This window comes from Amycolatopsis sp. w19 (genome assembly GCF_051373225.1).
In the GTDB taxonomy this organism is placed as follows: domain Bacteria; phylum Actinomycetota; class Actinomycetes; order Mycobacteriales; family Pseudonocardiaceae; genus Amycolatopsis; species Amycolatopsis japonica.
In genome coordinates this window covers 1,001,952-1,027,148 of the sequence record NZ_JBPQFM010000001.1, presented here as the reverse complement: position 1 = coordinate 1,027,148, position 25,197 = coordinate 1,001,952, and the positions used below count along the sequence as shown (strand labels likewise).

Here is a 25,197-nt window from a genome sequence, read left to right as displayed (position 1 = left end):
GCACGAGCCGGCAGATCTTTCACAAGACAACCCCAACCAGGGCGTCAGTGGCTTTCCGAGCCAGACCCCGCCAGAACTCCATCCACACACATCATCATCACTGTGGCTTTCGCAACCCCGCGCGCGTATAGGCTCCCCTTCAGCGAGCCGGTGGGGCAGTACTGGAGCGCACGACGAGTTCGGTCGGGACGCTGATCGCCTCCGCCGCCCCCGCCTCGGACATCCCGGCCAGAAGGGCCGCGACGGCCCGCTTCCCGACCTCGTCGAACGACTGCCGGACCGTGGTGAGCGGCGGCCAGAAATGGGCGGCCTCGTCCATGTCGTCGAAGCCGACGACGCTCACCTCGCCCGGGACGGACCGGCGCTTCTCGTGGAGCGCTCGCAGCAGTCCGAGCGCCATCTGGTCATTGGCGGCGAACACAGCGGTGACGGCGGGATCGCCGGCCAGCCGGACGCCGTGTTCGTAGCCGGATCGCGACGACCAGTCGCCGGTGAGCGGCGGCGGCACCTCCCGGCCCGCGTCTTCCAGCGTCTCCTGCCACGACTTCCGGCGGCGTTCGGCGGCGTAGGACTCGGGCGGTCCGGCCACGTGCCAGACGGTCTCGTGGCCGAGGTCGAGCAGATGCCTGGTCGCGGCGGTGGCGCCGGAGGCCTGGTCGAAATCGACCACCGGATGGTCGCGCCGCCCGCCCGCGTCGATGACGACGACGGGGAGCCCGTGGGGGAGTTCGATCTCGCTCTGGTCCAGTTCGTGTTGCTCGATCAGGATGATGACGCCGTCGACGGCTTGTTCGTCCAACCTGCTGAATGCGCCCGACACTTCGCCTTGGGACGGCCTGGTCACCGGCATGAGGATGATCGAGAACCCTTCGCCGGCGGCCGCGGACGCGACGGCGTCGAGGGTTCGGCTGTTGCCGAACGTCGAGAGCGCGGAGATGATCACGCCGATACTGCGGAAACGGCCGTTGCGCAGCGCGCGGGCGGCGCTGTTGGGCCGGTAGCCCACCCGGCGCATGGCGGCGAGCACGCGTTCGCGCGTCGCCTCGTCGACGTTCGACCTGCCGTTCGCGACCCGGGAGACGGTCTGGCCGGACACTCCGGCTTCCCTGGCGACGTCGGCCATCGACGGCCCGCGGCCGCTCCTGGACATGTTCACGTCAACACGATAGCCTCCGCCGGTCTGATGTTGACGTAAACATCTCGCGAGCCGCGCCATTCTCGCCAGAATCCGGAGGGACGATGACGTCCACAGCGGTCGCGCCCACGCCGGCGCAACCCCGCCGTGCGGCCACCGCGCGCCGCGCTCGCCGCGACTGGCGTGGCTGGCTCTTCGTCGCCCCGTTCATGCTGGTGTTCGCGCTGACGTTCCTGGCCCCGATCGGCTACGCGTTCGTCCTGAGCCTGTTCCGTGAACAGGCCTTCTTCGGCGGCACGACCTTCGTCGGGGTGGACAACTACGCGCAGGTGCTCGCCGACCCGAAGTTCTGGGACTCCTTCCAGCGGGTGCTGGTGTTCCTCGCCGTGCAGGTGCCGATCATGCTGGTGCTCGCGCTGATCGCGGCGCTGGCGATCGACAGCGCCCGGCTGCACGCCGCCGGTTTCTTCCGGGTCGTGATCTTCCTGCCCTACGCCGTGCCCGCCGTGGTCGCCGCACTGATGTGGGGCTTCCTCTACGGCGACCATTTCGGACTGGCCGCCGACCTGAACCACCTGCTCGGCCGCGACGTGGTGAAACCGTTGTCGGACAACTGGATGCTCGCCTCCATCGGCAACGTCGTCACCTGGGAGTTCGCCGGGTACAACATGCTGATCTTCTACTCCGCGCTGAAGGTGATTCCCAAGGAACAGTTCGAGGCCGCGGCGATCGACGGCGCCGGCGCGTTCCGCACCATCCTGAGCGTGAAGCTGCCCGCGCTGCGCGGCGCGATCGTCATCGCGACGATCTTCTCGATCATCGGCAGTTTCCAGCTGTTCAACGAGCCGAACATCATGCGCACCCTGGCGCCCAACGTGATCGGCACCTTCTACACGCCGAACATGTACGCCTACAACCTTTCCTTCGGCGCGCAGCAGTACAACTACTCCGCCACCGTGGCGATCGTGATGGGCGTCATCACCGCGATCATCGCCTATGTCGTGCAGCTGCGCGGATCCCGGAAGGGGATGTGATGGCGACGTTCTCGGTGACGCGGCCACGGAAGTCGCGTGTCCTCACCGCCGTCATGGCGCTGTACCTGATCTACACGCTCGTGCCGCTCGTGTGGCTGGTGATCAACGCGACCAAGACGCAGCCCGCCCTGTTCACCACGTCGGGTCTGGCGTTCGGCGGGCCGTTCGCATTGTTCGACAACATCGGCGAGACCTTCACCTACGACAACGGGATCTTCCTGCGCTGGCTGGGGAACACGCTGCTCTACGTCGTGGCGGGCGCAGGGGGAGCGACCATCCTGGCCACCGCGGCGGGATACGGTCTGGCGAAGTACCGCTTTCCCGGTCGCCGTGCGGTGTTCGCGGTCGTGCTCGGCGCGGTCGCGGTCCCCGGTACGGCGCTCGCGGTGCCGACGTTCCTGATGTTCAGCGAACTCGGCCTCACCAACACACCGCTCGCGATCATCATCCCGTCGCTCATCAGCCCGTTCGGCCTGTACCTGATCTGGGTGTACGCCTCCGACGCGATTCCCGACGAACTGCTGGAGGCGGCGCGGATCGACGGCGCGGGGGAGATCCGGATCTTCCTCACCGTGACGCTGCGCCAGCTGGCGCCGGGGATCGTCACGGTGGCCCTGTTCACCGTGGTGTCCACTTGGAACAACTACTTCCTGCCGCTGATCATGCTCAGCGAGCCGAAGTGGTATCCGCTCACCGTCGGGCTCAACCAGTGGAGCGCGCAGGCCTCCGGAGCAGGCGCCCAGCCGGTGTACCACCTGGTGCTGACCGGTTCGCTGCTCACCATCGTCCCGCTCGTCATCGCCTTCCTGCTCATGCAGCGCTACTGGCAGTCCGGCCTGAGCGCGGGCAGCGTCAAGCAATGATCACCGTCCCGAAAGGACATTCGATGTCGCGAATCCACAGACGCGTCAAGGCCGCCGTCGCCGTCACGCTGGCCGCGGCACTGGCCGTCGGCTGTTCGTCCGGCGCGGACGGTCCGGCCACCGGGTCGCAGGACTCGGTCGACGCCGCGCTCAAAGCCGGCGGCACGATCACGTACTGGAGCTGGACGCCGTCCGCGAAGGACCAGGTCGCCGCGTTCGAGAAGGAGTTCCCGAACGTCAAGGTCAACTACGTCAACGCCGGTACCAACAAGGAGCAGTACACCAAGCTGCAGAACGCCATCAAGGCAGGCTCCGGGGCGCCGGACGTCGCGCAGATCGAGTACTACGCGTTGCCGCAGTTCGCGCTGACCGACTCGCTGGCCAATCTCGATCAGTACGGTTTCGGGGCCTTCGAAAAGGACTACGCGCCTTCGGCCTGGTCCAGTGTCCGGGTGAATAACGGCCTATACGGTCTGCCGCAGGACTCCGGTCCGATGGCGCTGTTCTACAACAAAGAAGTCTTCGACGCCCACGGCATCGCCGTGCCGAAGACCTGGGACGAGTACGTCGCCGCGGCCAAGAAACTGCACACGGCCGACCCCGGCAAGTACCTCACCTCCGACACCGGCGACCCCGGCTTCGCCACCAGCATGATCTGGCAGGCGGGCGGGAAACCGTTCATCTCGGACGGGCGGAACGTCAAGGTGGACCTGGCCGACCCGGGCACCAAGAAGTGGACCGCCACCTGGAACCAGCTGGTCGAAGGCAAACTCCTCGCCCCGATCAAGGAGTGGTCCGACGACTGGTTCCGCGCACTCGGCGACGGCACCATCGCCTCGCTGGTCACCGGCGCCTGGATGCCGGGCAACTTCAAATCCTCGGTCCCCGGCGGCGCGGGCAAATGGGCGGTGGCGCCGATGCCGACCTACGACGGGCAGCCGGTCACCGCGGAGAACGGCGGCAGCACGCAGTCGGTGCTGAAGCAGAGCGGCAACCCGGCGCTGGCGGCGGCGTTCGTCCGCTGGCTCAACCATGGCAACGGGGTCAAGCCGTTCATCGCCAGCGGCGGTTTCCCGGCGACGACGGCCGACCTGAACTCGCCCGCCTTCCTCGGCCAGGCCGATCCCTACTTCGGCGGCCAGAAGATCAACCAGGTGCTCAACGACGCGTCGAAGAACGTCGCGAAGGGCTGGAGCTACCTGCCGTACCAGACCTACGCCAACAGCGTCTTCAGTGACACCGTCGGCAAGGCCTACCTCGGAGGCACCTCGCTCGACGCCGGGCTGAACGCCTGGCAACAGGCGATCGTCGACTACGGCAACCAGCAGGGCTTCACCGTCAGCGCGGGGTGAGGCGTGGGCATCGAGATCGAAGCCGACGTTTCCGATGTGATCGGACCGGTGCCGCGACGGCTGTTCGGCACCTTCGTCGAGCACATGGGCCGGTCCGTGTACACCGGGATCTTCGAACCCGGTCAGTCCACTTCGGACGGTCGGGGTTTCCGCGGTGACGTGCTCGGGTTGGTCCGTGAGCTGGGTCCGTCCGTCGTCCGCTATCCCGGCGGGAACTTCGTTTCCGCGTACCGCTGGGAGGACGGCGTCGGGCCGGTGGAAAGCCGGCCTGTGCGGCTGGATCCGGCGTGGCACAGCATCGAGTCGAACCGCTTCGGGCTGCACGAGTTCGCGGCGTGGGCGGAAGCCGCGGAGGTCGAGGTGATGTACGCGGTCAACCTCGGCACCCGCGGGATTCAAGAGGCCGCCGACGTCCTCGAGTACTGCAACCACTCCGGCGGCACCGAACTGAGCGAGCGGCGGCGCGCGAACGGCGCCGACCGTCCGTTCGGCTTCCGCCTGTGGTGCCTCGGCAACGAGATGGACGGGCCGTGGCAGGTCGGGCACAAGACGGCGGACGAGTACGGCCGCCTGGCCGCCGAGACCGCGCGGCTCATGCGGATGATCGATCCCGGCGTCGAGCTCGTGGTCGCGGGGAGCTCGAACCGCGAGATGCCGACGTTCGGCGAATGGGAGCGGACCGTGCTGGAGCACACCGCGGGGCTCGTCGACCACCTCTCGCTGCACGCCTACTACCAGGAACACGATGGCGACGTCGCCAGCTACCTCGCCAGCGCCGCCGCCCTGGACGACTACATCCGGACCACCGGCGGGATCATCGACGACGTCCTGGGGAAGGCCGGGCTGGACAAGAAGATCGGCATCAGCGTCGACGAGTGGAACGTCTGGGATCAGCGCCACTGGAACGATGTCGAGCAGCGAGAACTGATCGACGGCGGCTGGCGTGAACATCCGCGGATCATCGAAGACGACTACACGGTCACTGACGCGGTCGTCGTCGGCTCGCTGCTCGGCTCCCTGCTGCGCAACGTCGACCGCGTCACGATGGCGAACCAGGCGCAGCTGGTGAACGTCATCGCGCCGATCCGCACCGAACCAGGTGGCCGGGCATGGCGGCAGTCGACGTTCCACCCGTTCAGCCTCACCTCGGCGCTGGCGGCGGGGAACAGCCTCCGGCTCACCGTCACGGGTGATACCGTCCACACAGGACTTCACGGCCGCGTGGACGTCGTCGACGCGGCGGCGACCTTCGACGAAGGCGGTCGCTGTGCCGTGTTCCTCACCAATCGCGCCACCGTGTCCGCGACCGGTGTGCGGCTGCGTATCCGCGGCGCGCGGCTCGCGCTCGCGGACACCTGGACGGTCGCGGTCCCGGACGGGCACGACCGTCATCTCACGAATTCCGCCGACGCGGAGCCGGTCCGGCCCGTCCCGTTGCCCGGCGCGATCGCCGCGTACGATCCGGAAGGAACCATCATCACCGTCACGCTGCCACCCCTCTCCTGGACCGCGCTCCGGCTGACCGCGGAGGTGGTCCGGGATGCCTGAGTTCGTCATCGGGGACACCGACTTCCTGCTCGACGGGAAACCGTTCCAGATCATTTCCGGGGCACTGCACTACTTCCGGGTGCATCCGGACCTCTGGGCCGACCGCATCGACAAGGCCCGACGGATGGGGCTCAACACCATCGAGACCTACGTCGCCTGGAACGCGCACTCGCCGGAACAGGGCGAGTTCGATGTCTCCGGTGGGCTCGATCTCGACCGGTTCCTCCGGCTGATCGCCGAGGCCGGGATGTACGCGATCGTCCGCCCCGGCCCGTACATCTGCGCGGAATGGGACAACGGCGGCCTGCCGACCTGGCTGCTGCGGGATCCCGAACTCCGCGTCCGTGAGTTCGAACCGCGTTACCTCGCCGCTGTCCGCGGCTATCTGGACGACGTGTACCGCGTGGTGGCGTCGCACCAGATCGACCGGGGCGGACCGGTGCTGCTCGTGCAGGTGGAAAACGAGTACGGCGCCTTCGGTTCCGACAAGCGGTATCTGGCCGCGTTGACCCACTACACCCGCGCCGCCGGGATCACCGTCCCACTGACCACGGTGGACCAGCCGACCCACGAGATGCTGGCGAACGGCGGTCTCGACGGGGTGCTCCACCGGACGGCGTCGTTCGGTTCACAGAGCACGGCGCGGCTGAAGACCCTGCGCGAACATCAGCCGACTGGGCCGTTGATGTGCAGCGAGTTCTGGAACGGCTGGTTCGACCATTGGGGCGCGCACCACCACACCACCTCCGTCGAAGGCTCGGCGGCGGATCTCGACGCCCTGCTCGCGGCCGGTGCCTCGGTCAACCTCTACATGTTCCACGGCGGCACCAACTTCGGGCTCACCAACGGGGCCAACGACAAGGGCGTTTACCAGCCACTGGTGACCTCCTACGACTACGACGCCCCGCTCGACGAAGCGGGCGGCCCGACACCGAAGTATCACGCTTTCCGCGAGGTGATCGCGCGGCATCACAAGGTTCCCGACAGTGTTCCGCCCGAAGCGCGGCCGGCGCCGACGCCGGTCGCGGTCCTGGGAGATCCCGCGTGGCTGCTCGACTCTCCACGCCGCTGGGGGACCGCGCAGGAGCACGAAAATCTGCCCACTTTCGACGAACTGACCCCGGCCCCGCGCCTGGCGTTCCTGCGGACGACGGTCGACGTCGGGGCGCCGGGCGTGCTCACCTTCGGCGAGGTGCGTGATCGGGCGACGGTGTTCTTCGACGGGGACCGCCTCGGCGCCCTCCTCCGCGAACATCGCGATCGCGCGATCCGGTTGCCCCGGGCCCGCGGTGAACTCCTGGTGCTGGTGGAAGACCTGGGAAGGGTCAACTACGGGGAGCGGATCGGCGAGGCCAAGGGGATCATCGGCGGCGCGCGTGTGCACGGCGAACCCCTGACGGGCTGGGAGGTCGTCCCCATCGACGTGCCCGCGCTGCCGGATCTCCTGCCGGAGGCCTCCGCGGCCGAGCGCCCGTCGGGGCCGCTCTCCGGCCCGGTGGCCGTGCGGGGCGGCTTCGATCTCGACGAGCCCGCCGACCTCTTCCTGGACACCGGACACTGGGGCAAGGGGTTGGTCTGGATCAACGGGTTCCTGCTCGGCCGTTACTGGCGGCGCGGTCCACAAAGGACGCTGTACGTGCCGCGGCCGGTGGTCCGGGCGGGGCGCAACGATGTCGTCGTGCTGGAGCTGGACACGATGCTCGAACCCGAGGCGAGGTTCGTGCCCCGGCCTCTCCTGGGACATACGGAGGCTTGAGCCTCGTGAGTGGTAAGGACGGTTCTAACCGTCCTTACCACTCACGAGGCCGGGCACTTACAGAGCCGGGTAGGCGTTCTTCAGCAGTTCCTGGAACTGGGCGGAGAACCAGTGCCCGGAGAGGGGCGCGTCCGGCAGGGCGCCGGACATGTTGTTCTGGTTCCGCGGGTTGCCGGTGTACGTCGGGTCGCACATCCGGTCGAAACCCTTGCCCTCGGTGTTCGGGATCTCCTTGCTGGCACCGTCGGATTCACCCGGCGGCTTGATCCAGACGTAGGCGTCGATCCCGGCGGCCGGCGCGGCCGTCGGGCGTTCGCCGAGACCGGCGCCCGCCTGGTTGCACCAGTTGCCGAGATGGATCCGGCGGTCGGTCCTGCCCCCGTTCACATAGGCGTCGACCGTGGTGGACGGGCCGGGACCGGACGGCCGCGCGGTGCCGCCCCAGCCGTTGCGCGAGGTGTCGATGAGCATGCCGACGTCCGCCGGGAAGCCCGCCCGGATCGCCTCCAGCCGGAACGCCTGCGCGTAGGACAGTTCGTCGACGTAGCGGTTCCAGTCGACCCACTTCGACGTCCGCACCGAAGTCCCGCCGACGCTGTCGTTCACCGTGAAGTACGGCTCCTTGAGCGCGCCGTAGTTCGCGGTGTTCGCGATGAAACCGTGCACGTTGGCCAGTGTGCTGCCGGAACTCTTCGCGGCCTGTGCGAAGAGCGCCGCGGACGGGCCGAGGTTGTCGTCCCAGCCGAGCCAGCCGTGGTGCCCGGCGTCGATGTAGTTGTAGACGTTGGGGATCGCGCCGAACTTCGCCAGCGCGTAGCCGACACCGGCGACGTAGTTCCCGTTGGCCTTCATGACGTCGCACGCGGGGGTGGCCGTCGGCCTGGGCGACACGTTGGTGACCAGGTTCGGCAGCGAGTCGATCTCGATCACGGTCACCACCCGCAGCGCCGCGTACTTCGGATCGGCGAGGATGGTGGCGATCGGGTCGATGTACTCGGCCTGGTAGCGCGGGAGTTCGCCGGCCTTCAGTTCGCCGTTCGACGCGAGCGCCGCGCAGTCCCGCCCGGGCAGGTTGTAGATCACCAACTGGACGACCATCGGTTTCCCGGCCGCCTGCTGGAGCGCTCCGTCGAGATGGCCGCGCAGCCCGCGGCTCGTGCTCGTGCCCGCGATGGCGGCGATCCGGTCGAGCCAGACACCGGTCGGCTGGTTCGCGATCCGGGAGCCGCCGGGTTCGGCCGCGGCCTTCGCCGACCATTCCGGGTTCACGTAGACGCCGGCACCGGCATAGGGATTGTCCGCCTTCGGCCCGCCCGGACTCGGCGTCGTGGTCGTCGTGGTGGGAGACGTCGTGGTGGTGGGGACGGTGGAACCGGTGCAGGTGGTGCCGTTCAAGGTGAAGACGGCGGGTTTGCCGTTGGTGCCGGAATGGCTTCCGTTGAAGCCGGGGGAGACGGTGGCGCCGGTGCCGATCGAACCGTTCCACCCGGCGTCGCGGACCGACACCCGGTTGCCCTGTTGGGTGAAAGTGCCGTTCCAGCCCTGTTGGACCTTCTGGTCTCCTGGGAAGTCCCAGCTCAGCGTCCAGCCGCCGCTGATCGGGTCGCCGAGGTTGGTGACGGTCACGGTGGCCCCGAACCCGGTGTCCCATTGGTTGGTGATCGTGTAGTCGACCTTGCAACCCGGCGCCGCTTCGGCGCTCGAGCCCAGCACCACCGGCACCGCCACCATCGCGAGTACCGCGCCGACGGCCAGTGGTGCCGTGGCACCCTTTCTGCGGAATCTCATACGTCGCCTCCTTGCGACCGGAATCCGATTTATGGGAGCGCTCCCATCAAGGACCGTAAAGGGGTGGGCCGGTCGTGACAAGGCTGCTCGAACCCGCATTGTGGAATCGCTCCCAGAAAGCGGCCGAAGGAGTGAGTCCCCCGATGGGAGGTTCGTCCTGACGGCGGCGCGGCCTTCACCCGGACAGCGGGCCGTATGGGATCGTGAGCGGATGAGGATCTTGCTCGTGGAGGACGAGCGACGCCTGGCCGAGTCGCTCCGGGCGGGATTGAGCGCCGAGGGCTACGCCGTGGACGTCGCGCACAACGGCCGCGACGCGCTCTGGTACGCCGCCGAGCATCCGTACGCCGCGATGATCCTCGACATCATGCTGCCGGGGCTGAACGGGTACCGCGTGTGCCGGAGGTTGCGCGAACGGGGCGACACCACCCCGATCCTCATGCTGACCGCGAAGGACGGCGAGGACGACGAGATCGAGGCGCTCGACACCGGCGCCGACGACTTCCTCCCGAAGCCGTTCTCCTACGGTGTGCTGCTCTCCCGGCTGCGGGCCCTGATCCGGCGCGGGGGAGCGACCCGGCCGGGCACGCTGCGGCTCGGCGACCTCGAACTGGACCAGGCGAGCCACACCTGCCGTCGCGGCGGCGCCGAGATCCCGTTGACCACCAAGGAGTTCGCCCTGCTGGCGTATCTGATGAAACGGCAGGGCGAGGTGGTCACCAAGGCGGAACTGCTGGAGAACCTCTGGGACTTCGCGGCCTCGGCGACCGCGAACCTGGTGGAGGTCCACGTGAGCGCGTTGCGGCGGAAGATCGACCTGCCGTTCGGCGCGGAGACGATCCGGACGGTGCGCGGTGCCGGCTACCACGTGGTGGGCTCCGGTGCCTAAGGCATGGCGGTCGACCCGCTTCCGGGTCGCGCTGACCGCTTTCCTGGCGTCGATCATCGCTCTGTCGGTCGTTTCGGCGTGGCTGGTGCTCGATGCCCAGAACCGGCTGGGCAGCGGCGCCGCGCAGGTGGCGAGGGAGCGCGCGGCCGCGGTCGTCCAGGTACTCACCACCGGCGCCGCCCCGGCCGACCTGCGGCTCCTCGTGCGGGCTTCGATCTACGAGGTGACCACCCAGACCGGTGAGCGGGTCGCGTCCTGCCCCGGCTTGCGGTTCGGGACGATCGTCCCGGACGGAGACTTCGAGTACGGCGACAGTGTCCAGAACCTCAAGCCCGGTGCCGTCGATCTCGCCAGCAGGGAATCGGTCGGCTGCGCGAGCGCGCTCGGGGAAGATCCGGAGCGGAACGGACTCCGGCTGCACGTGGCGGCCACCGTGAGCGGCGACAGCAAGTACCGGGTCTACGGTGCCTCCATCGTCGACGAGTCCGGACAGGCGGCGCTTGATTCGGTGCGGGTGACGCTGCTGGTGGGTGTCCCGGTGATCGCCCTGTTGATCGGGGCGATCGCGTGGTTCGCGGTCCGGCGGTCGCTGCGTCCGGTCGAGGCGATCCGTTCGGAAGTGGCCGAGATCGGCGCGCACGACCTCTCCCGCCGGGTCCCGGCGCCGGACAGCGCCGACGAGATCGCGAAGCTCGCCGAAACGATGAACACGATGCTCGCGCGCCTGGACACCGCGGTCAGCAGGCAGAGCCGGTTCACCTCGGACGCGTCGCACGAACTGCGTACTCCGCTGGCGTCCCTGCGGACTCAGCTGGAGGTGCTGCTCGCCCATCCGGACCGGCTGGACTGGCGCGACGCCTGCCGTAACGCGCTCCTCGACATCACGCGGCTGCAGGACCTCGTCGGAGACCTCGTCCTGCTCGGCAAGCTGGACAACGCCGAGCCGGACCGGTCCGCCCCGGTGCGACTGTCCGAAGTGGTCGAATCCTGCCTGTCCGGGCGGCAGGGCGTCCGCGCCGGGATCGAGGACGATCCGACGGTCCTCGGCGACCGCGGCAGGCTGGAACGGCTACTGCGGAACCTGGTGGACAACGCGCAACGCCATGCCAGGACCGGGGTCGAGGTACGCACGTCCACTGTGGACGAATTCGCCGTGGTGACGGTGACCGACGACGGACCCGGCATCCCGGTCGCGGACCGTGAGCGGGTGTTCGACCGGTTCGTGCGGCTGGACGACGGACGTGCGCGTGACGAAGGCGGCGCGGGTCTCGGGCTGGCGATCGTGGCCGAGATCGCCCACGCGCACGGCGGCACCGTCGAGGTCGCCGAGTACGACGGCGGCGCCCGTCTCGTCGTCCGCCTGCCGGTGGCGGAAACGCGAAGCTGAAGACGTCTTCAGTTTCCTTAAGCTTCGGTTCAGCGTCCGGGCTCGAATCTTCGGGCCATGTTCGCTCCTTCGCTCCGTTCGTGGTGGCGGCCCCTCGGCCACGCCGACCACCTGGCCTCGTCGTGGTTCCCCGGCCTCACCGGCGTGCGCGCGCTCGCCGCCGTGGCCGTCGTGTTCTTCCACTACGGAGGTCCCGTCGTGGACCGCCTCCAGGGCTGGATCGCCGTGCAGTTGTTCTTCGTGCTGTCCGGGTTCCTCATCACGACACTGGCCCTGCGCGAGGAAGACCGTGACGGCCGGATCTCGCTGCGCGGGTTCTACCTGCGCCGGACCTTCCGGATCATGCCGGTGTACTTCCTGCTCCTGGCGCTGACCACGGTCGCGGTGACGATCGCCGGGACGTATCAGAGCAGCAGGCTCGCCGACGCCATGCCGTACTACCTCGTCTTCGGCAACGAACTCGTCGACTTCAACACGCCGTATCCGACCTCGTGGTCACTGGGGGTGGAGGAGAAGTTCTACCTGGCGTGGCCCGCGGTGCTGGTGCTGACGTCGTTCGCGAGAAGCGGGAAGACCGCGTTGCGCCTGCTGCTGGGCGCGTCGGCCGTTCTCGGGGTGGTGTTGTTCGCGCTCCCGCTGGCACCGTCGCACACCTGGGCGAGCCTTTCGGTGCACTACTGCTCGCTGGTCGTCGGCTGTCTCTTGGCGATGACGCTCCACCATCCGCGCGGGTTCGCCCTGGTCCGGCCCTTGACCAGCCCGGCCGTCGCCACGGTGATCGGCTGCGGGTTCGTCGTGCTGCAGTTCTCCGTCGGTCCGCTGGCGAAGGCGCTCGGCGGGCATTGGCAGTTGGTCGTCCCGGTCTACGCGGTGGGCTCGGCGCTGCTGCTCGTCGCCGTCGTCTCGCCGGGCCCCGTGCGGGCCGTGCTCTCGAGCAGGCCGTTGACGTTCGTCGGGGATCGTTCTTACGCGCTCTATCTCGCCCAGACCGGCGCCGCCGGGGTCACGGGCTGGTTGCTGCCCAGCGGACTCGCCAAGGCCGCCGCGACCACCGGTGTCGCGCTGGTGTTCGCCTGCGCGCTGCGCCGCTGGGTCGAACAGCCCGCCATCGCCTACGGCCGGAAGGTGCTCGAACGACGTGCGCCCGCCGAACCTCCGGTGGAGGCCACGGCGGGCGCACGGTGAAGCGGTGGATCAGTGGTGAGCGGCGGCCGGGGTGCCGCCGGCGCTCTTCTTGACGAACAGCGAACCGACGAACGCGGCCAGCCCGATGCAACCGGCGACCATGAACGTGGTGCGGATACCCGCCGAGTCGGGGCTGGTCGCCCCGGCCGTGGTCGTGCTCGCCGTGGCCACTGCGATGAACATCGCGGTGCCGAGCGCGCCGGCGAGCTGCTGCAGGGTGGCGAGGATCGCGCTGCCGTGTGAATAGAGGTGCTCGGGCAGCGACCCGAGCGACTCGGTCATCAGCGGGGTCATCATCAGGCCGAGCCCGCCCATCAGGAGGACGTGGATGGCGATGGCCGCGATCAGCGGTGATTCCGGGCCGAGCAGCGCGAACAGCCACAGGGAGACCGCCATCGCGGCCGCGCCGGGAATGACCAGGGGCCGGGGACCGAGGCGGTCGTACAACGCGCCGACCGGGCGGCCGAGCAACCCGAGGACCAGACCGCCGGGGAGCACCGCGAGCCCGCTGACGAACGTGCTGGTGCGCAGGACGGTCTGCAGGTACAGCGGAAGCAGGATCGCCGCGGCACCGAGCAGGCACATGAACAGCAGCGCCGTCAGCACCAGCGAGACGACGAAACTGCGGTGGGTGAACGGGCGCAGGTCCAGCAGCGCGCGATCTTCCTTCTGCAGGCGCAGCTGGCGCCAAGTGAACACCGCGAGCGCCGCGGCACCGACGACGATCGGCACCCACGGCGGCACCGGCTGGTGCCCGCCCGCGGACTCACCGGACACGGACAGGCCGTACAGCACGCCACCGAAACCGACGGCGGACAGGATCACCGACAGCACGTCCAGCGGAACCTTGCGGGTGTCGCTCCCGAGCCGCAGCTGCAGCATGCCGACCACCAGGGCGGCGAGCGCGAGCGGCAGCACGATCCAGAACATCCAGCGCCAGCCGAGCGAGGAGAGCACGGCACCGCCGATGGTCGGGCCGATCGCCGGGGCGACCGCGATGACGATGGTGATCGTGCCCATCGTGGCGCCGCGTTTCTCCACCGGGACCAGGCGCATCACCGTGGTCATCAGCAGCGGCAGCATCACCGCGGTACCGCAGGCCTGGATGACCCGGCCGGTCAGCAGGAGCGCGAAGCCCGGGGCCAGCGCGCTGACCAGGGTGCCGGTGCTGAACAGGGTCAGCGAGGCGAGGAAGACCTGGCGCGGGGTGAACCGTTCGAGCAGGAACCCGGTGGTCGGGATGACGACCGCCATGGTCAGCAGGAAGCCGCTGGTCAGCCACTGGACGGTGGTGGTCGGGACCTTCAGGTCGACGGTCAGGTCACGCAGCGCGACGCTCAGGATGGTCTCGTTGAGGATCATCACGAACGCGGACAGGACCAGGACCCCGATCAGGAGCCCGGCTTTCGCCGGTGCCCGTTCCTGGTCGTGGGCGGTTTCGGGCAGGGTCTCGGTCATCAGTGAAGGGCTCCTGGAAGGGCGCGGGTCCGCGTGGGCCGCCTTCGACGACGGCGACGTGACAGCGAAGGCGAGGGTGAATTCGTCCTTCAGTCTGCCTGTGCTGGTCCGTGCCTGTCACGTGAATTTCCGTAGTGAGTACGGTCACTGCCCCTTCGGGCGGCCTCGAACCGCACGTCGGCGGAACGGATTTTCCGTGGTGGCACGTAAAATCGGCCTGTGACCAGAGCGATCACGGCGGAACGATGGCATTCGGTGCGGCGAGCCTATCGGGTGACGGGCGCGCGATTCGCGGAAATGGTGGGCCGCGTCCGGGATCCGGCGGCGATGGTCACCGCGGAGTGGACGGTGGCCGAAACGGTCGCCCACGTCGCGATGATCGCGAAGATGTACACGGCGCTGGTGCGCCCGGACGGCGCCCCGGTGCTGGACGCCCGCGGCCGGAGCCAGGTCGAAAAGACCACTGTGGACACGGTTTCCGTATTGAACGGCTTGGTGCTGCGGGAGTTTCCCGAACGCGACCTCGGTGTGCTGGTGACCGGATTGCTCGCGGACATCGAAGAAGTACTGCGCGTGACCGAGGACGCCGACCCGGCGACCTTGCTGGACTGGCTCGGGGATTCGAAGGTGCCGCTGGCCGGTGTGCTCGCCCACCTGGTCAACGAACTGCAGATCCACGGCTGGGACATCGCCAGGGCACTGAAGCTGCCGTGGACGATTCCGCCGGCCGACGCGGCTTTGTTCTTCGATCTCTTTCTGGTCGGTGTGCTGAGCCATGACATCGGGCATCTCCTCGACACCGGCGAGCCGCCGCGAGAACGACGGATCGCCGTGGCGTTCCGGTCGGCGTACACGTCGCCGGTCGTGCTGGTGCTGCATCGGGGACGGGTGAGCGTCGAGGAGCCCGGAGGCCCGGTCGACGCGCGGATCTCGTTCGATCCGCCGTCGCTGAACCTGATGCTGTTCCACCGGGTCGGCAAGGTGCGTTCCGCGCTGACGGGCAAGGTCGTCGTCGGTGGTCCGCGACCGTGGCTGCTGCCCGCTTTCCTGCGTGTCGTGCGTCTGCCCTGATACGTGCTCGTGAGTGGTGAGGACGGTTAGGGCGAAGGGTGCGTTAAGTACCTACTGGACTTTGGCTGTGGCTGATCGCGGGTCGGGTCCGTGAAGGCCCCTTTCACTACCTTGAAGGTAGTGAAGGGGGCCTTCACACCCTCTCCAAGTACATGAAGGCCCCCTTCACTGCGTCTAGCGCAAGGAAGGGGGCCTTCATGTACTTCAGGTGCCCGACCCGGTGGTCGTGAGTGGCGTTTCGGGTTAGAACCGTCTCACCACTCACGAGGCTCTAGAGCGTCAGTGACCAGCTGTCGAGCACGCCGGTGTCACCGGGCCCGTAGTCCGTGATCCTCAGCTGCCACTTTCCGCCCGCCGGCGACGACGAGCCGGGCGCGGTGAACGTCCGGACGCCGTTCCAGGCCGTACAGGCCGAACCACCGCTGTACTTGAGCGGGTAGGCCTTGCCCCGCGGGTCCAGGAGCGTCACGCCGAGGTCCTCGGCGCACGTGTGCCGGACGGTCACCGAGATCCCGACCGAGGCGGCGGCCTGTCCGGTGAGTGTCGAGGTCACCGGGCTGAACACCTGCTGGTAGTCGCGGATCGCGAAGTCCGCGTCGTTGGCCAACGTCCGGCCGCCACTGTCGCCGGGCTGGGTCTTGACCGACACGACGCCGCTGGCGGGCGACAGGTTCCCCGCCGCGTCGCGAGCCTTCACGGTGAAGGCGTACGAGGTGTCCGGGCCGAGACCGTTCACCGTGGCGCTGGTCCCCGGCACGGAGGTCGCGAGCGTCGACCCGTTGTAGACGTCATAGCCGGTGACACCGACGTCGTCCGTGGCCGCGTCCCAGGCCAGCGACACGCTGTTCGACGTCGTACCGGTGGACCGCGGGTTCCCCGGCGCGCTCGGCGCGGTCGTGTCGCCGTTTCCGCCGCCGGTCACCAGAGTGAGGTGCCACTTGTTCAGCGCCTCGATCACCGGCTGGAAGAGGGACATGTCCCCGTCGCTCGGGTCCGGCACGCAGTGGGAAGGGCCGCCGTCGTGCAGGCCGACCGCTTTGGTGCCGAGGAGCCAGCCGCCGCCCGAGTCGCCACCGAGTGAACACGCCGTCGTCCAGGTCAGGTCTTCGATGATCAGCCCGCCGCCGTAGTCGACGGCCTTGTGCGTGTACTTCACTTCACCGCACTTCCATTTCGAGGTGTTGCCGGAATGGCAGACCCGGTCGCCGACCATCGCCTCGGCCGAGCCCGTGACGGTGACGGTGGGCTCGCCCCAGGTGTTGACCACGGCCGAGAGCTCCCAGCCGGGCTGCGTCACCGCGACTACGCCCATGTCGCCTTCGCGGGCGTTGACGCTGCGTGTTCCGCCGACGTTCGAAGTGCCGATGCGGTTCTGCTGGCCGGACGCGCCATAAGCGGCCTGGTCACGGTCGTTGGTGCAATGCCCGGCGGTGAGGAAATGCTTGGCGCCCGCCGAATCGGTCGCACCGAACCCGACGGAACAGTTGCTCTCGCCGCCCGGCCACCACGGGCTGCCGGTCTGGATCGTGCCGTCCTGCTGCCGCGGAGACGAACCGGTTTCGGTGATCCGCACGCCGAGATCCCTTGCCCGGGAGAGAAAACTCTCGGTCTCGGCGGTCTTGCGGGAGTGGTCGACCGAGACGCCGACCTCGTTGTTCCGGACGTCGACACCCCAGCCGAACACTCCCGGTACGCCGTCGCCGACGAGCGCGCGGACCGCCGCGTCGGTCCGGTCGAGGTCGGCCTTGGTCCGTGGCACCAGCCGGGGTTCGGCGCCGGAGGACCGGGCCGCCTCGGCGTCGGCCGCGCTCGTCACGGCCAAGAACAGCTTGCCCGTCGCCGCGTCGAACCATTGCCCGGCGGAGCGGGCGCGCAGCCCGTCCGGGAGCGACGCGGCCAGCCGGTGGGCCTCGTCCTGGGCGGACAGCTGGGATTTCGCTTCGGACACGGTAAGATCGAACGCCGCGGCCACGCCGTTCACCTCGGCGTCGGGGTGGGCCGGAACAGGCGGGGAAGCCGCCTGAGCCACCGGGCCGAACCCCAGTGTCGCCAGGGCCATCACGCTCAAACAGGAAAGCACTCCGTTGTGCCGTCGCATACGCACTCCTCGATTTGAAAGGCGATGCGCAGACGGTAATTCCTTCGACTCGTGGAATCGTAGGCCCGCGAGTCGTTAACAATTAAGAGTCCCAGTCCCACTCGAACCCGAATCTGCCGGGGCCGAAATTCAGGGCGACGCCGTGCACGGAATCGACTACCGGCACGACTTCCGACGACTCCGTGGGCTGTCCGTCCTGTTCAGAACGTCGGCGGCATCGTGCCGGGAGCATGCCGGGGGAGAACCGGATCTCGAGCACGTACTCCCTCGTCGGCAAGCGGAATTTGCGTTCGTAGTTCGTCGCCTGGGGGAACGGGGCGCTGTTCACCAGAGTGTGTTCGGTGATGACCGTTTCGCCTTTCGCGAGTGGCCGCTCGAAAAGCAGTTCCATCACGAGAAGACCGTCTTCGGGGTGGAGCACACTCCGGCCGGGTCGGCAGCCTCGCAATTGGGTCGCTTCCGGCAACGGACGATCGTGCTCGTCGATGTGGACGATCATCACCCACCGGTCCGGGCCGTCCGCCTCGGCGCGCAGCACCTGCCGGGACTGGAACGCGAGTTCTTCCCGACGGGGGCCGACGAAGACGACGTCGTGCTGGCTGATCCTCGTCAGCCGTTCGTCCCAGTGGGTGTCTACCTCACTGACGGCCGAGTCGATCCGCGTCCGATCCGGCCAGTATCGGCCGATCTCCGGCAGGCCGTCGGCGCGGGCCGGCCGGCGGCCTCTCGCACGAGGCGGGCCGAGTAGCGCGGCCAAGCTGCCGGGCGGTATCTCCAGCACCTGTTCGAGGTGGCGGAGTCCCAGCACCGAATCCCGGCGTTCCGGGCGGCTGCGCCCCGACTGCCAATAGCTGAGTGTCGCGGCGGTGATCGAGACGCCGCGAGCGCGCAGATGATCGCGAAGGCGTTCCAGGCTGAGGCCGCGTACCCGGATCGCCTCGCGCAGCGCGTCCGCGAAGGGCCCTTCGCGGAGAAGGCGTTCGAACTCGGGCCGGGGTTCCGCTCCGCCGGAGATCACCAGGTGAGCATAGATCGCCGACCACGGGAAATTGAACCGCGGAAGGCCTCGGCCAGGGCGTTAACCGTTAACAGGTGCGTCGAACCGGCGTCGCGAGTTCTCGATGTGGCCCAGGAACCGGTGGGTCCAGTCGCACATCCCGTCGACCGTCGCGCGCAGACCGTGGCCCGCCTCGGTGAGGGTGTAGTCGACGCGCGGCGGCACCGTCGGATGCACGGTTCGCTCAAGGAGGCCGTTGCGCTCCAGCATGCGCAGGTTCTGGGTCAGCATCTTGTGGCTGATGCCCTCGATGTCGTCGCGCAACTCGGTGAACCGCCGCGTGCGGTCGCCGACCGTTTCGATGATCAGGAGCGCCCACTTGTTGGCGACGTCGGAGAAGATCTCGCGTGCCAGTGAGTCCGCCCGCAGGAGATCGGCGTCGTCCGAACCGTTGAGCTGCTTGGTCACCATGAGGTTCCCCAGTCACGAAAAAGTGCGTTCTTCCAGGTCGTCGCACACTCTCCTACAGTTCCTGGGTAACCACAAGTGACCTATGAGGAGTACGGATGAGCATCACCCTGGTGAATCCCGCGGGACTGCCGGAGATCCCCGCCTACCGGCAGGTGTCGATCGCGACCGGGTCGAAGCTGGTCTTCATCGCGGGGCAGGTCTCCTGGGACGCCGATGGCGCCCTTGTCGGCGAAGGCGACCTCGCCGCCCAGGTCGAGCAGTGCTACCTGAACATCGGCACCGCGCTCGCCGGGGCCGGCGCCACCTTCGACGACGTCGCGAAGATGACCGTCTACGTCGTCGACTGGACGCCGGACAAACTCGCGCTGTTCCTCGAAGGCGTGGACCGGGCCGCCGCGAAACTGGGCGGCACCCCGGTCCCGCCGGGAACGCTGATCGGTGTCGCGGCACTCGACGTGCCCGAGCACCTCGTCGAGGTCGAGGCGACCGCGGTCATCGACTGACGCTCACTGACCGCGCGCGGCGCGCCAGATGGGGCTGTCGACGTAGTGGTTGTCGTACTGCTTCGAGGACGCGGCGATCTCCGAGGGGTCCGCTTCGCCGCGCGCGACCCGGTCGAGGAGCCGGTAGTAGTCGAAGCGGGCCATGCCCGGCGTGAAGGTGACCAGGACGTCCGCGTCCGATCCGGCGGCGGGTCCGAACGCGTGCGGCACTCTGGGCGGCACGGCGAGGAAGTCGCCCTTTTCCAGGGTGTGCAAGGTTTCCTCGACGAGGACCTGGAGTTTCCCTTCGAGCACGAAGAAGAACTCGGTCGCGCGGGTGTGGAAGTGGGCCGGGGTGCCGAAGACGCCGTCCTTCAGGGTCGCGCGGTTCGCGGTGAAGCCCCCGTCGGTGGTGTCCGAGTCGGCCAGCAGCGTGATCTCGCTGCCCGGCGCGTCGCTGACGATCTCGGCGTCGGCGGCCCGGAGGAGGATGGGGTCGAACATGGTGGCGTCTCCTTGGCTCTTCGTGTTCAGCAGGCTCGCTGACAGAACCCAGCTTCTCCCCGGAGTGGCGGGTGATCAACGCGGAAACCCGCACTGATCGATAATGCGGAGGTTATCGATGCGGCTGGTTGTCCGTGAAGGCCTCCTTGAGGGACTCTGGGGCCCTCAAGGAGGCCTTTACGGACTTGCGCGCCCCTAGGTCAGGCGGCGAAGACCTGCGAGTCGTCGGCGAAAGCCTTGAACTCCAGCGCGTTGCCCGCCGGGTCCAGCAGGAACATCGTCCACTGCTCCCCGGTCTGGCCCTCGAAGCGGACGTAGGGCTCGATGACGAACGAGGTGTCCGCGGCGCGCAGCCGGTCCGCGAGCTTCTGGAACTCCGGGACGGTGAGGATCAGCCCGAAGTGGGGGACGGGCACGTCGTGACCGTCGACGGGATTGTGGATCCGCTGCGGCCGCTCCGGGGCGACGTGCGTGACGAACTGGTGGCCGTGGAGGTTCCAGTCGATCCACGTGTCGGAGCTGCGGCCCTGCTCGAGGCCGAGGACTTCGCCGTAGAAGGTGCGCGCGGCGGCCAGGTCGTCGACGGGCATGGCGAGGTGGAAGCGCGGGATGGGGGAGTCGAGGACGGTCATTTCGAGGGATCCTTTCCGGCGGGGCGAAGCACTTGTCGCAATGTTAACATTGGGACAAGGTGCGTGGTCGCTACGATCGGGCGTTCCGGCGGAAGGATGAGGATGAGCGAACCCGGCAGGGTGGTGCCGGCGCGTCGTCGCGGGCTGGCGGACGAGGTGGCCGACAGGGTCAGGGACGCCATCTTCGGCGGTGTCTATCCGCCCGGCGCGCAGCTGCGCGAGGTCGAGCTTTCGGCGGCGCTCGGCGTCAGCCGCGGTCCCGTGCGCGAGGCGCTGCTGAAACTGGAGCGCGAGGGCCTGGTCCGCAGTGAATGGCATCGCGGCGCGATCGTCACGACGCTGTCCGATGTGGACGTCGCGGAACTCGACAGCCTGCGCTCGGCGCTGGAACAGCTCGCCGTCCGGCTCGTGGTCGCGAACGCGCCGGAGGCGGACCTGGCCGCGATCGACGAGGTCGTCGACCGGATGGACCGGGCGCGCGACGAGCACGAGATGGTCCGCTGCGACATCGACTTCCACGACGCGGTCTATGCCGCGTCGGGGCACCGGCGGCTCGTCGAGGCGTGGCAGGCGATCCGCTCCCAGGTGTACCTGTTCCTGCTGACGCGGATCGGAGTGAGCTCTGACGGCTACCTCACGAGCATCCCGGCCGAGCATCGCCGGCTGGCGTCGGCGCTTCGTGCTCGTGATGGCGAGAGGGCGCTCGAACTCTTCGCCGTCCACCGCGGGGAAGCCTTCGACGTGCTGACCGGTAAGTGACCGTGCTCAATATCCGGTTCAACGACCTGGCCGCCGCCGCACTCGGCCCGGCGGATGCGTTACCGCTCGACCGGTTGGCGTCGGGGCTGCGGGAGATGATCGCCGGCGGGGTCGTTCTGACCGGCGAAGTGCTCTCTCTCGGCGAGATTCCCGACTGGGCGGGACGGCCGCCGGGAAGGCAGGCCGACCTGACCGGCTGGGAGTGCTTCGTCAGCAGCCTCCATCTCGAAGACCACCTGCCGATCGAAGCGGGAAGCCTGCCCGACGGCGAACCGGTGATCTCCGAAGCGGATCAGATCCTGATGCTGCGTCACGGCCTCGGGTTCGCGCTCGAGATCGCCAAGGCGGCGCCGGTCCCCGTCCGGTGCGTCGTCGGCGCCAACAGTACGAACGGGACGTTCCGGTTCCACCGTGCCCGGCCAGGGGAGTCCTGGCTTCACAACGACCTGGACGCCTATCGTATGGAGAAGGTGATCACCGTCGATCGCGGTCCCGCGACCCTGGGCGGAACCCCCTGGTGACCGATACGGCGCCGAGGTGGACGAAATGGTGCCCTGGGTCTTGACGCCAAGGTGGGCCACGGCTTAACTCAAGCCCTGAAATAAGGCGTGTCCCGGGTCACAGGCTCCGGACGCGGCTTGGCCACTCACCCCGAGGACCATCGATGCGAATCGGAAAGATCGCTCCCGCGCTCGTCCTGGCGCTGGCGGCCGCCGCCACGACGGCGTGCGGCGGCGGCGACACGTCGTCCAGTGCTCCCAAGGAGCTCGTGTACTGGGCGTCCAACCAGGGCACCAGTCTCGACAACGACAAGGCCGTCCTGCAGCCGGAACTGGACAAGTTCGAGAAGGCCTCCGGGATCAAGGTCAAGCTCGAGGTCGTCCCGTGGACGGATCTGCTCAACCGGATCCTCGCGGCCACCACGTCCGGCAAGGGGCCGGATGTGCTCAACATCGGCAACACCTGGTCTGCCTCGTTGCAGGCGACCGGGGCGTTCCTGCCGTTCGACGACGCCGCGTTGGAGAAGGTCGGCGGGAAGTCGCGGTTCCTCGGCCCGTCGCTGGCGGCCACCGGGGCGAGCGGACAGCCGCCGGTCGGCGTACCGCTCTACGGCCAGGCGTACGGCCTGTACTACAACAAGAAACTCTTCGCCGAGGCCGGCATCACCAAGCCGCCGGCCACCTGGGAAGAGCTCGTCGAGGACGGCAAGAAGCTCACCAAACCCGACAAGGGCCAGTGGGGGATGTCGCTGCAAGCCGGCCAGGTCACGGAGAACAGCCACCACGCGGCGATCCTCGGTGCTCAGCAGGGTGCGCAGTTCTTCACCGCCGAGGGCAAACCGCAGCTCGCGTCGGATCCCTCTGTCGCGGCCGTGCAGCAGTTCGTCGACCTGATGCAGAAGGACAAGATCGTCAACCCGGCCAACGCCGAGTACGCCGACACCGCCAAATCCCTCAAGGACCTGTCCGACGGCAAGGCCGCGATGTTCATGAACCAGGCTTCCGCGGGGTCGTTCAAGAACATCGGGATGGACATGGCGAACCTCGGTGTCGCGCCGATCCCGCTCCCCACCACCGCGCCGCCGAACGGGCGGAAGGTGACCAGTTTCGTCGCGGGCATCAACCTGTCGGTCTTCAAGAACACGAAGAACCCCGACGCCGCCCTGGATTTCGTCAAGTTCATGGTCTCGGCACCGGAGCAGGCGCTGCTCAACAAGACCTATGGTTCGCTGCCGACCGTCCAGGACGCTTACAGCGACGCGGCGTTCCAGACCGAAGACGTCAAGGTGTTCCAGAACGTGCTCGCCAATTCGGCCGAGCCGATGCCGCAGGTTCCGCAGGAATCGCAGTTCGAGACCCTGATCGGCACCGCGATGAAGGGGATGTTCGCCGACGTCGCGGCGGGCAAGCCGGTCGACGGGGCCAAGATCCGCGACCAGCTGAACCAGGCGGACCAGCAGATCGCGGCCGGTAGTTGATGCCGACCGCGCTCGACGACGCCCCGGCCGTGAACGCGGCCGGGGCGCCCGGCCCCCAGCGTGTCCGGCGCAAGCGGCGCCGGGTCGCGCTGCCGTATCTGCTCCTGCTTCCGGCGATCCTGCTCGAACTGCTCGTGCACCTGATTCCGATGGTCGCCGGGCTCGTGATGAGCTTCTTCAAACTCACGCAGTTCTCCATCCGGGACTTCTCGTCGGCCCCGGCGGCGGGGCTGGACAACTACAAGTTCGTCCTGGACTTCAACGCGGCGGCCGGGAAGTCGCTGCTCGGCTCGTTCTGGATCAGCATCCTCTACACCGTCCTTTCGGTCGGGTTCTGCTGGCTCTTCGGGACGTCGGCGGCCGTGCTGATGCAGAAGGACTTCCGCGGACGCGGCCTGCTCCGGACGCTGTTCCTGGTGCCGTACGCGCTGCCGATGTACGCCGCGGTGATCACCTGGTCGTTCATGTTCCAGAAGGACACCGGCCTGGTGAACGACCTGCTGGGCACCGATTCCTTCTGGCTCATCGGGGACAACAGCTTCTGGTCGCTGGTGGTCGTCTCGGTGTGGCGCAACTGGCCGTTCGCGTTCCTGATCGTGATGGCCGGGCTGCAGAACATCCCCGGCGAGCTGTACGAGGCGGCCGCCATCGACGGCGCCAGCTGGTGGCGCCAGTTCCGGGCGATCACCCAGCCGATGCTGCGCCCGGTCAACCAGGTTCTGCTGCTGGTGCTGTTCCTGTGGACGTTCAACGATTTCAACACGCCTTATGTCCTTTTCGGAGCGTCCGCGCCGAAGGAGGCGTCGCTGATCTCGATCCACATCTACCAGAGCTCCTTCGTGACCTGGAACTTCGGCCTCGGCTCGGCGATGTCGGTGCTTCTGCTGCTGTTCCTGCTGATCGTCAGCACCGTCTACTGGGGACTGACCGCGCGCAGGAGGAACGCCGTTGTCTGAGCCTCGCTGGGTCCCGTGGGCCCGCCGATTCGTCCTCGGCTTCCTCGCCCTGTTCACCCTGATTCCGCTGTACGCGATGGTTTCTTCGTCGCTGAAGCCGCTCGGGGACGTGCAGGGCACCTGGGAATGGATCCCGACGACGCTGACCATCCAGCCGTTCTTCGACATCTGGGAGACCATCCCGCTCGCCGAGTACTTCGTGAACAGCCTGGTGATCTCCGGTTCGGCGGCGATCCTCTCGGTGGTGATCGCGATCTTCGCGGCGTACGCGCTGAGCCGGTTCCGCTTCCGTGGCAAGAACTTCTTCAAGATGACCGTGCTGTCCACGCAGATGTTCCCGGGCATCCTGTTCCTGCTGCCGCTGTTCCTGATCTTCGTCAACATCGGCAACACCACCGGCATCGTCCTGTACGGCTCCCGGCTCGGGCTGATCATCACGTATCTGACCTTCTCGCTGCCGTTCGCCATCTGGATGCTCGCCGGCTACATCGACTCGATCCCCAAGGAACTCGACGAGGCTGCGATGGTCGACGGCACCGGGCCGTTCGGCGCGCTGATCCGCGTGGTCGTCCCGGCGGCCATGCCGGGCATCGTCGCGGTGGGGATCTACTCGTTCATGACGGCCTGGGGCGAGGTCCTGTTCGCGTCGGTGATGACCGACTCGGGCACGCGGACCCTCGCCGTCGGTCTCCAGGAGTACTCCACCCAGGTCCAGGTGTACTGGAACCAGGTCATGGCCGCGTCCCTGATCGTCTCCGTCCCGGTCGTCGCCGGATTCCTTCTGCTCCAGCGCTATCTCGTCGCCGGGCTCACCGCCGGTGCCGTGAAATGACCCAACCGTCGCTCCGTACAGA

23 protein-coding genes are annotated in these 25,197 nt (G+C 68.1%); 15 read left to right on the top strand and 8 right to left on the bottom strand.

The window, feature by feature from the left end; translation table 11 throughout:
- Window positions 1–139: 139 nt before the first annotated feature.
- Window positions 140–1,150: a LacI family DNA-binding transcriptional regulator gene (locus ACSMFO_RS04635; protein ID WP_436457073.1), complete on the bottom strand. Its 1,011-nt coding sequence runs from the start codon at window positions 1,148–1,150 to the stop codon at window positions 140–142.
- A gap of 89 nt (window positions 1,151–1,239) precedes the next feature.
- Between ACSMFO_RS04635 and ACSMFO_RS04630 the strand changes: the two genes are divergently transcribed.
- Genes ACSMFO_RS04630 through ACSMFO_RS04610 form a run of 5 tightly spaced genes read left to right on the top strand, consistent with a single transcriptional unit; the run spans window position 1,240 to window position 7,688 of the window.
- Window positions 1,240–2,169, top strand: coding sequence for a carbohydrate ABC transporter permease (locus ACSMFO_RS04630; RefSeq protein WP_436457048.1), 930 nt, complete (start codon window positions 1,240–1,242; stop codon window positions 2,167–2,169).
- Window positions 2,169–3,032 carry a carbohydrate ABC transporter permease gene (locus ACSMFO_RS04625; RefSeq protein WP_240598267.1) on the top strand — a complete coding sequence of 288 codons (864 nt, stop codon included), beginning with the start codon at window positions 2,169–2,171 and terminating at the stop codon, window positions 3,030–3,032. Before ACSMFO_RS04630 ends, ACSMFO_RS04625 begins: the two co-directional genes overlap by 1 nt.
- Before the next feature lie 23 nt (window positions 3,033–3,055).
- Window positions 3,056–4,384 (top strand): ABC transporter substrate-binding protein, encoded by a 1,329-nt coding sequence (locus tag ACSMFO_RS04620; protein ID WP_436457047.1) that lies wholly within the window; start codon window positions 3,056–3,058, stop codon window positions 4,382–4,384.
- A gap of 3 nt (window positions 4,385–4,387) precedes the next feature.
- On the top strand, window positions 4,388–5,932 hold the full coding sequence (locus tag ACSMFO_RS04615; protein ID WP_436457046.1) for an alpha-N-arabinofuranosidase: 1,545 nt from the start codon (window positions 4,388–4,390) through the stop codon (window positions 5,930–5,932).
- Window positions 5,925–7,688, top strand: coding sequence for a glycoside hydrolase family 35 protein (locus ACSMFO_RS04610; RefSeq protein ID WP_436457045.1), 1,764 nt, complete (start codon window positions 5,925–5,927; stop codon window positions 7,686–7,688). The genes ACSMFO_RS04615 and ACSMFO_RS04610 overlap by 8 nt, the downstream gene beginning before the upstream one ends.
- 57 nt (window positions 7,689–7,745) lie before the next feature.
- On the opposite strand, the gene ACSMFO_RS04605 is transcribed toward ACSMFO_RS04610, so the two are convergent.
- Entirely contained in the window at window positions 7,746–9,476 is a 1,731-nt protein-coding gene (locus ACSMFO_RS04605) for a glycoside hydrolase family 6 protein (RefSeq protein ID WP_436457044.1), read from the bottom strand.
- Between the two features lie 211 nt (window positions 9,477–9,687).
- Here ACSMFO_RS04605 and ACSMFO_RS04600 point away from each other — a divergent pair, with 211 nt between their 5' ends.
- From ACSMFO_RS04600 to ACSMFO_RS04590, 3 genes are read left to right on the top strand one after another with little or no spacing between them, the layout of a single operon-like run.
- Window positions 9,688–10,365: a response regulator transcription factor gene (locus ACSMFO_RS04600; protein WP_038512919.1), complete on the top strand. Its 678-nt coding sequence runs from the start codon at window positions 9,688–9,690 to the stop codon at window positions 10,363–10,365.
- The gene (locus tag ACSMFO_RS04595) at window positions 10,358–11,752 is read left to right on the top strand and encodes an ATP-binding protein (protein WP_436457043.1); all 1,395 of its coding nucleotides are present in this window, start codon (window positions 10,358–10,360) and stop codon (window positions 11,750–11,752) included. Before ACSMFO_RS04600 ends, ACSMFO_RS04595 begins: the two co-directional genes overlap by 8 nt.
- A 57-nt stretch (window positions 11,753–11,809) precedes the next feature.
- Window positions 11,810–12,937 carry an acyltransferase family protein gene (locus ACSMFO_RS04590; RefSeq protein WP_436457042.1) on the top strand — a complete coding sequence of 376 codons (1,128 nt, stop codon included), beginning with the start codon at window positions 11,810–11,812 and terminating at the stop codon, window positions 12,935–12,937.
- 9 nt (window positions 12,938–12,946) lie between these two features.
- On the opposite strand, the gene ACSMFO_RS04585 is transcribed toward ACSMFO_RS04590, so the two are convergent.
- Window positions 12,947–14,395 carry a DHA2 family efflux MFS transporter permease subunit gene (locus tag ACSMFO_RS04585; protein WP_436457041.1) on the bottom strand — a complete coding sequence of 483 codons (1,449 nt, stop codon included), beginning with the start codon at window positions 14,393–14,395 and terminating at the stop codon, window positions 12,947–12,949.
- A 297-nt stretch (window positions 14,396–14,692) separates the two neighbouring features.
- Between ACSMFO_RS04585 and ACSMFO_RS04580 the strand changes: the two genes are divergently transcribed.
- The gene (locus ACSMFO_RS04580) at window positions 14,693–15,466 is read left to right on the top strand and encodes a maleylpyruvate isomerase N-terminal domain-containing protein (RefSeq protein ID WP_436457072.1); all 774 of its coding nucleotides are present in this window, start codon (window positions 14,693–14,695) and stop codon (window positions 15,464–15,466) included.
- Window positions 15,467–15,737: 271 nt separating this feature from the next.
- Here ACSMFO_RS04580 and ACSMFO_RS04575 read toward each other — a convergent pair whose 3' ends face one another.
- The 3 genes from ACSMFO_RS04575 to ACSMFO_RS04565 form a co-directional block, all read right to left on the bottom strand.
- Window positions 15,738–17,564 (bottom strand): fibronectin type III domain-containing protein, encoded by a 1,827-nt coding sequence (locus ACSMFO_RS04575; RefSeq protein ID WP_436457040.1) that lies wholly within the window; start codon window positions 17,562–17,564, stop codon window positions 15,738–15,740.
- Window positions 17,565–17,646: 82 nt separating this feature from the next.
- Window positions 17,647–18,582, bottom strand: a complete 936-nt coding sequence (locus ACSMFO_RS04570; protein WP_436457039.1) for a helix-turn-helix domain-containing protein — start codon at window positions 18,580–18,582, stop codon at window positions 17,647–17,649.
- A gap of 60 nt (window positions 18,583–18,642) precedes the next feature.
- Entirely contained in the window at window positions 18,643–19,032 is a 390-nt protein-coding gene (locus ACSMFO_RS04565; protein WP_360132641.1) for a winged helix-turn-helix transcriptional regulator, read from the bottom strand.
- Between the two features lie 95 nt (window positions 19,033–19,127).
- Here ACSMFO_RS04565 and ACSMFO_RS04560 point away from each other — a divergent pair, with 95 nt between their 5' ends.
- Window positions 19,128–19,535, top strand: coding sequence for a RidA family protein (locus ACSMFO_RS04560; RefSeq protein WP_360094603.1), 408 nt, complete (start codon window positions 19,128–19,130; stop codon window positions 19,533–19,535).
- Between the two features lie 3 nt (window positions 19,536–19,538).
- Here the strand turns inward: ACSMFO_RS04560 and ACSMFO_RS04555 are convergent, their stop codons facing one another.
- Together ACSMFO_RS04555 and ACSMFO_RS04550 are read right to left on the bottom strand one after the other, a co-directional pair.
- Window positions 19,539–20,018 carry a cupin domain-containing protein gene (locus tag ACSMFO_RS04555; protein ID WP_037338568.1) on the bottom strand — a complete coding sequence of 160 codons (480 nt, stop codon included), beginning with the start codon at window positions 20,016–20,018 and terminating at the stop codon, window positions 19,539–19,541.
- Between the two features lie 200 nt (window positions 20,019–20,218).
- A complete protein-coding gene (locus tag ACSMFO_RS04550) occupies window positions 20,219–20,650 on the bottom strand; it encodes a VOC family protein (protein ID WP_400563608.1) in 432 nt (143 codons plus the stop codon).
- Between the two features lie 102 nt (window positions 20,651–20,752).
- On the opposite strand from ACSMFO_RS04550, the gene ACSMFO_RS04545 reads away from it, so the two are divergent.
- The 5 genes from ACSMFO_RS04545 to ACSMFO_RS04525 all read left to right on the top strand — a co-directional run bounded on the left by ACSMFO_RS04545 (window position 20,753) and on the right by ACSMFO_RS04525 (window position 25,175).
- Window positions 20,753–21,409: a GntR family transcriptional regulator gene (locus ACSMFO_RS04545; protein ID WP_436457038.1), complete on the top strand. Its 657-nt coding sequence runs from the start codon at window positions 20,753–20,755 to the stop codon at window positions 21,407–21,409.
- Window positions 21,406–21,930 (top strand): hypothetical protein, encoded by a 525-nt coding sequence (locus tag ACSMFO_RS04540; RefSeq protein WP_436457037.1) that lies wholly within the window; start codon window positions 21,406–21,408, stop codon window positions 21,928–21,930. The genes ACSMFO_RS04545 and ACSMFO_RS04540 overlap by 4 nt, the downstream gene beginning before the upstream one ends.
- 143 nt (window positions 21,931–22,073) lie before the next feature.
- Complete coding sequence (locus ACSMFO_RS04535) at window positions 22,074–23,387, top strand: ABC transporter substrate-binding protein (RefSeq protein ID WP_436457036.1); 1,314 nt, start codon at window positions 22,074–22,076, stop codon at window positions 23,385–23,387.
- Window positions 23,387–24,343 carry a carbohydrate ABC transporter permease gene (locus tag ACSMFO_RS04530; RefSeq protein WP_436457035.1) on the top strand — a complete coding sequence of 319 codons (957 nt, stop codon included), beginning with the start codon at window positions 23,387–23,389 and terminating at the stop codon, window positions 24,341–24,343. Before ACSMFO_RS04535 ends, ACSMFO_RS04530 begins: the two co-directional genes overlap by 1 nt.
- Complete coding sequence (locus tag ACSMFO_RS04525) at window positions 24,336–25,175, top strand: carbohydrate ABC transporter permease (protein WP_037338559.1); 840 nt, start codon at window positions 24,336–24,338, stop codon at window positions 25,173–25,175. The genes ACSMFO_RS04530 and ACSMFO_RS04525 overlap by 8 nt, the downstream gene beginning before the upstream one ends.
- Window positions 25,176–25,197 lie beyond the last annotated feature (22 nt).